We start from the raw sequence: 5,496 nt of genomic DNA, 5'->3' as shown, positions 1-5,496 counted from the left end.
CCGTTCGGGTGTTGCGTACGAACCGCCGGGTTTGGCGGGAACACGGAACAGCTGATAAAGTGAAGACACAACAAAGCGTTAAAGCCGCTGACGCGGTGGAAACGCGGACGCCTTCCACGGAAGAGCGACCGGAAACGGGACACCGGATCCGGGGCTTGTACGGGAAGAGCGGCTGTTTCTTGAGAACTCAACAGCGCGTGTTTGATTTTCTTTAAGCCATGTTTGTTTTGGCCCCGACACTCCAGAGGATTCTGGGGTGTGAGGGTTCCTTTGATCGGCCGCTTCGGCGGCCAGGTCGGGATTTGCTTTCAGGTTTGCCCGCCCCGGGAGGTCTCCGGACCGGTAGGGGTTGGGCGGTTGGACCTTTATGGAGAGTTTGATCCTGGCTCAGGACGAACGCTGGCGGCGTGCTTAACACATGCAAGTCGAGCGGTAAGGCCCCTTCGGGGGTACACGAGCGGCGAACGGGTGAGTAACACGTGAGCAACCTGCCCCTGACTCCGGGATAAGCGGTGGAAACGCCGTCTAATACCGGATACGACCCGCGGCCTCATGGCGGCGGGTGGAAAGTTCTTCGGTCGGGGATGGGCTCGCGGCCTATCAGCTTGTTGGTGGGGTAACGGCCTACCAAGGCGATTACGGGTAGCCGGCCTGAGAGGGCGACCGGCCACACTGGGACTGAGACACGGCCCAGACTCCTGCGGGAGGCAGCAGTGGGGAATATTGCGCAATGGGCGGAAGCCTGACGCAGCGACGCCGCGTGGGGGATGACGGCCTTCGGGTTGTAAACCTCTTTTACCACCGACGTAGGCTCCGGGTGTTCTCGGGGTTGACGGTAGGTGGGGAATAAGGACCGGCTAACTACGTGCCAGCAGCCGCGGTAATACGTAGGGTCCGAGCGTTGTCCGGAATTATTGGGCGTAAAGAGCTCGTAGGCGGCGTGTCGCGTCTGCTGTGAAAGACCGGGGCTTAACTCCGGTTCTGCAGTGGATACGGGCATGCTAGAGGTAGGTAGGGGAGACTGGAATTCCTGGTGTAGCGGTGAAATGCGCAGATATCAGGAGGAACACCGGTGGCGAAGGCGGGTCTCTGGGCCTTACCTGACGCTGAGGAGCGAAAGCATGGGGAGCGAACAGGATTAGATACCCTGGTAGTCCATGCCGTAAACGTTGGGCGCTAGGTGTGGGGGCTTTCCACGGTCTCCGCGCCGTAGCTAACGCATTAAGCGCCCCGCCTGGGGAGTACGGCCGCAAGGCTAAAACTCAAAGGAATTGACGGGGGCCCGCACAAGCGGCGGAGCATGTTGCTTAATTCGACGCAACGCGAAGAACCTTACCAAGGTTTGACATCACCCGTGGACCTGCAGAGATGCGGGGTCATTTGGTTGGCGGGTGACAGGTGGTGCATGGCTGTCGTCAGCTCGTGTCGTGAGATGTTGGGTTAAGTCCCGCAACGAGCGCAACCCTTGTTCCATGTTGCCAGCACGTGATGGTGGGGACTCATGGGAGACTGCCGGGGTCAACTCGGAGGAAGGTGGGGACGACGTCAAGTCATCATGCCCCTTATGTCTTGGGCTGCAAACATGCTACAATGGCCGGTACAGTGGGCATGCGATGCCGTGAGGCGGAGCGAATCCCTTAAAGCCGGTCTCAGTTCGGATTGGGGTCTGCAACTCGACCCCATGAAGGTGGAGTCGCTAGTAATCGCGGATCAGCAACGCCGCGGTGAATACGTTCCCGGGCCTTGTACACACCGCCCGTCACGTCATGAAAGTCGGCAACACCCGAAACTTGTGGCCCAACCCTTCGGGGAGGGAGTGAGTGAAGGTGGGGCTGGCGATTGGGACGAAGTCGTAACAAGGTAGCCGTACCGGAAGGTGCGGCTGGATCACCTCCTTTCTAAGGAGTCTTTTCAAGGCCAGCTTTTCCTAGTTGCTGGTCGGACTCGTGAGTGGACCCGGCGGTCCCTGCTTGTCTGTCCCGGGCTGGTGTCCGGGGTGGTGCGGGGGTCTGGTCGGGATGGTTTGAAGAAGGTCGAGCTTGATACCTCCGACGGTCCTGGAAGCGTCGGGGGGCGCGCTGTTGGGTGTCTGAGGAAGCAGCCTCGGGCTCTGTGCCGGTGTCTTCGGTGTCTTCACACGGTGTGTGGGGGTGCGGGGGGTGTTGGTGTCGGGGGTCTGGTTGTGCTGGCTTTCTGTGGACCGCCTCGGGGAACTCCGGGTGTTGTCTCTGGTCGGCTGTGCCGGTCTGGAGCGGTGCTGGGTGGTGCCTGGGTGTGCGGTTGGTGTTTTGACTTGTGAATAGTGTGCGCGAGCATCTTGTTATCTGTAGTGGCCAAGTGATAGTGGCATACGGTGGATGCCTTGGCACCAGGCGCCGATGAAGGACGTGGGAGGCCGCGATAGGCCACGGGGAGCTGTCAACCGAGCTGTGATCCGTGGGTGTCCGAATGGGGAAACCTAGCCCGAGTTGTGTCGGGTTGCCGCTGTCTGAATGTATAGGGCAGTTGGTGGTGACGCGGGGAAGTGAAACATCTCAGTACCCGTAGGAAGAGTAAACAACAGTGATTCCCTGAGTAGTGGTGAGCGAACGGGGATGAGGCTAAACCGCAGGCGTGTGAGAGACGGCAGTCGTTGCGTGTGTGGGGTTGTGGGGTGCATCTTTTCGGGTCTGCCGGCCCGGAGCGCTGATGGTTCTTCTAGCTGAATCCGTTGGGAAGCGGTACCGGAGTGGGTGAGAGTCCCGTAGGTGAAGGAAGGGTCTAGGTGTTGATGTTCTCCCGAGTAGCGCGGAGCCCGAGGAATTCCGTGTGAATCTGGCAGGACCACCTGCTAAGCCAAAATACGTCCTGGTGACCGATAGTGCACTAGTACCGTGAGGGAAAGGTGAAAAGTGCCCCGGTGAGGGGTCGTGAAAGAGTACCTGAAACCGTGTGCTGTCAAGCCGTCAGAGCTGGGGTTTTCCCTGGTGATGGCGTGCCTTTTGAAGAATGAGCCTGCGAGTCGTGGTGTGTGGCGAGGTTAACCCGTGTGGGGTAGCCGTAGGGAAACCGAGTCTGAAGAGGGCGTTTGAGTCGCATGCTGTGGACCCGAAGCGGGGTGATCTACCCATGTCCAGGGTGAAGCGGGGGTAAGACCTCGTGGAGGCCCGAACCCACCAGGGTTGAAAACCTGGGGGATGAGGTGTGGGTAGGGGTGAAAGGCCAATCAAACTCCGTGATAGCTGGTTCTCCCCGAAATGCATTTAGGTGCAGCGTCGTGTGTTTCTTGCTGGAGGTAGAGCTACTGTTTGGCTGATGGGCCCGACCAGGTTACTGACGTCAGACAAACTCCGAATGCCAGTTCAAGTGAAGTGCGGCAGTGAGACTGCGGGGGATAAGCTTCGTAGTCGAGAGGGAAACAGCCCAGATCATCAGCTAAGGCCCCTAAGCGTGTGCTAAGTGGGAAAGGTTGTGGAGTTGCTGAGACAACCAGGAGGTTGGCTTAGAAGCAGCCATCCTTTAAAGAGTGCGTAATAGCTCACTGGTCAAGTGGTTCTGCGCCGATAATGTAGCGGGGCTTAAGTACACCGCCGAAGCTGTGGAGCCCGGTCCTTCGGGGTCGGGTTGGTAGGGGAGCGTCGTGCGTCCGGTGAAGCCGCCGAGTGATCGTGTGGTGGAGGGTGTGCGAGTGAGAATGCAGGCATGAGTAGCGAGAGCGGCGTGAGAAACGTCGCCGCCGATTGACTAAGGGTTCCTGGGGCAGGTTAATCCGCCCAGGGTGAGTCTGGACCTAAGGCGAGGCCGACAGGCGTAGTCGATGGATAACGGGTTGATATTCCCGTACCCGTGCACGAGCGCCCATGCTGAATCGTGTGATGCTAACCGTGTGTGCTGTCGGGGTGTCCTTCGGGATGCTCTGGTTGGTGCGTGTGGGAACCGATCGTGTAGTAGGTAAGTGATGGGGTGACGCAGGAGGGTAGCTCTACCCGGCGGTGGTTGTCCGGGGGTAAGCGTGTAGGCCGGTGTGTTGGTAAATCCGCGCGCCATGTGGGCTGAGGCGTGATGCCGAGCCGTTTTTGGTGAAGTGAGTGATCCCGTGCTGTCGAGAAAAGCCTCTAGCGAGTTCGTGTGTGGCCAGTACCCTAAACCGACGCAGGTGGTCAGGTAGAGAATACCGAGGCGTTCGGGTGAACCATGGTTAAGGAACTCGGCAAATTGTCCCCGTAACTTTGGGAGAAGGGGAGCCCTGTCTGGTGATGGACTGTGCGTCTTGAGCTGGGTGGGGTCGCAGATAGCGGGGGGAAGCGACTGTTTATTAAAAACACAGGTCCGTGCGAAGTCGTAAGACGCTGTATACGGACTGACGCCTGCCCGGTGCTGGAACGTTAAGAGGACTGGTTAGCTGGGGTTCGCTCTGGTGAAGCTGGGAATCTAAGCGCCAGTAAACGGCGGTGGTAACTATAACCATCCTAAGGTAGCGAAATTCCTTGTCGGGTAAGTTCCGACCTGCACGAATGGCGTAACGACTTCCCCACTGTCTCAACCATGGGCCCGGTGAAATTGCACTACGAGTAAAGATGCTCGTTTCGCGCAGCAGGACGGAAAGACCCCGGGACCTTCACTATAGCTTGACATTGGTGTTTGGGATGGTTTGTGTAGGATAGGTGGGAGCCGGTGAAGCTGTCACGCTAGTGGCGGTGGAGGCGTTGGTGAAATACCACTCTGGCTGTTTCGGGCATCTAACCTTGGGCCGTGATCCGGTTCGGGGACAGTGTCTGGTGGGTAGTTTAACTGGGGCGGTTGCCTCCTAAAGGGTAACGGAGGCGCCCAAAGGTTCCCTCAGCCTGGTTGGTCATCAGGTGTTGAGTGTAAGTGCACAAGGGAGCTTGACTGTGAGACGGACGTGTCGAGCAGGAGCGAAAGCTGGGACTAGTGATCCGGCACCGGCGTGTGGAAGCGGTGTCGCTCAACGGCTAAAAGGTACCCCGGGGATAACAGGCTGATCTTCCCCAAGAGTCCGTATCGACGGGATGGTTTGGCACCTCGATGTCGGCTCGTCGCATCCTGGGGCTGGAGTTGGTCCCAAGGGTTGGGCTGTTCGCCCATTAAAGCGGCACGCGAGCTGGGTTTAGAACGTCGTGAGACAGTTCGGTCCCTATCCGCTGTGCGCGTTGGAGACTTGAGAAGGGCTGTCCCTAGTACGAGAGGACCGGGACGGACGGACCTCTGGTGTGCCAGTTGTTCTGCCAAGGGCATGGCTGGTTGGCTACGTTCGGGAGGGATAACCGCTGAAAGCATCTAAGCGGGAAGCCTGCTTCGAGATGAGGTCTCCTGCCCCTGTGAGGGGGTAAGGCTCCCTGTAGACGACGGGGTTGATAGGCCGGGTGTGGAAGCCTTGTGAGGGGTGGAGCTGACCGGTACTAATAGGCCGAGGGCTTGTCCGCTGCAGATTGCTGGGTGTTCGCGCACACTGTTTCACGCATGGGTTTTCCTGTGGCTGTCGCCTTGTGGGGTGGT

At 58.8% G+C, this 5,496-nt stretch carries 2 rRNA genes; both read left to right on the top strand.

Features of this window, described 5'->3' with window-relative positions:
* Positions 1-364: 364 nt before the first annotated feature.
* Positions 365-1,898: ribosomal RNA gene (locus ACFHWE_RS23260) — 16S ribosomal RNA — on the top strand.
* A gap of 432 nt (positions 1,899-2,330) precedes the next feature.
* Positions 2,331-5,424: ribosomal RNA gene (locus ACFHWE_RS23255) — 23S ribosomal RNA — on the top strand.
* Together the 16S and 23S rRNA genes form the textbook arrangement of a ribosomal RNA operon.
* Positions 5,425-5,496: the final 72 nt, after the last annotated feature.

The sequence above is a fragment of the Nocardiopsis sp. LOL_012 genome, from assembly GCF_048060475.1.
In the GTDB taxonomy this organism is placed as follows: domain Bacteria; phylum Actinomycetota; class Actinomycetes; order Streptosporangiales; family Streptosporangiaceae; genus Nocardiopsis.
The sequence above is the reverse complement of the archived record's forward strand: the minus strand, read 5'-3'. Positions and strand labels throughout refer to the sequence as shown.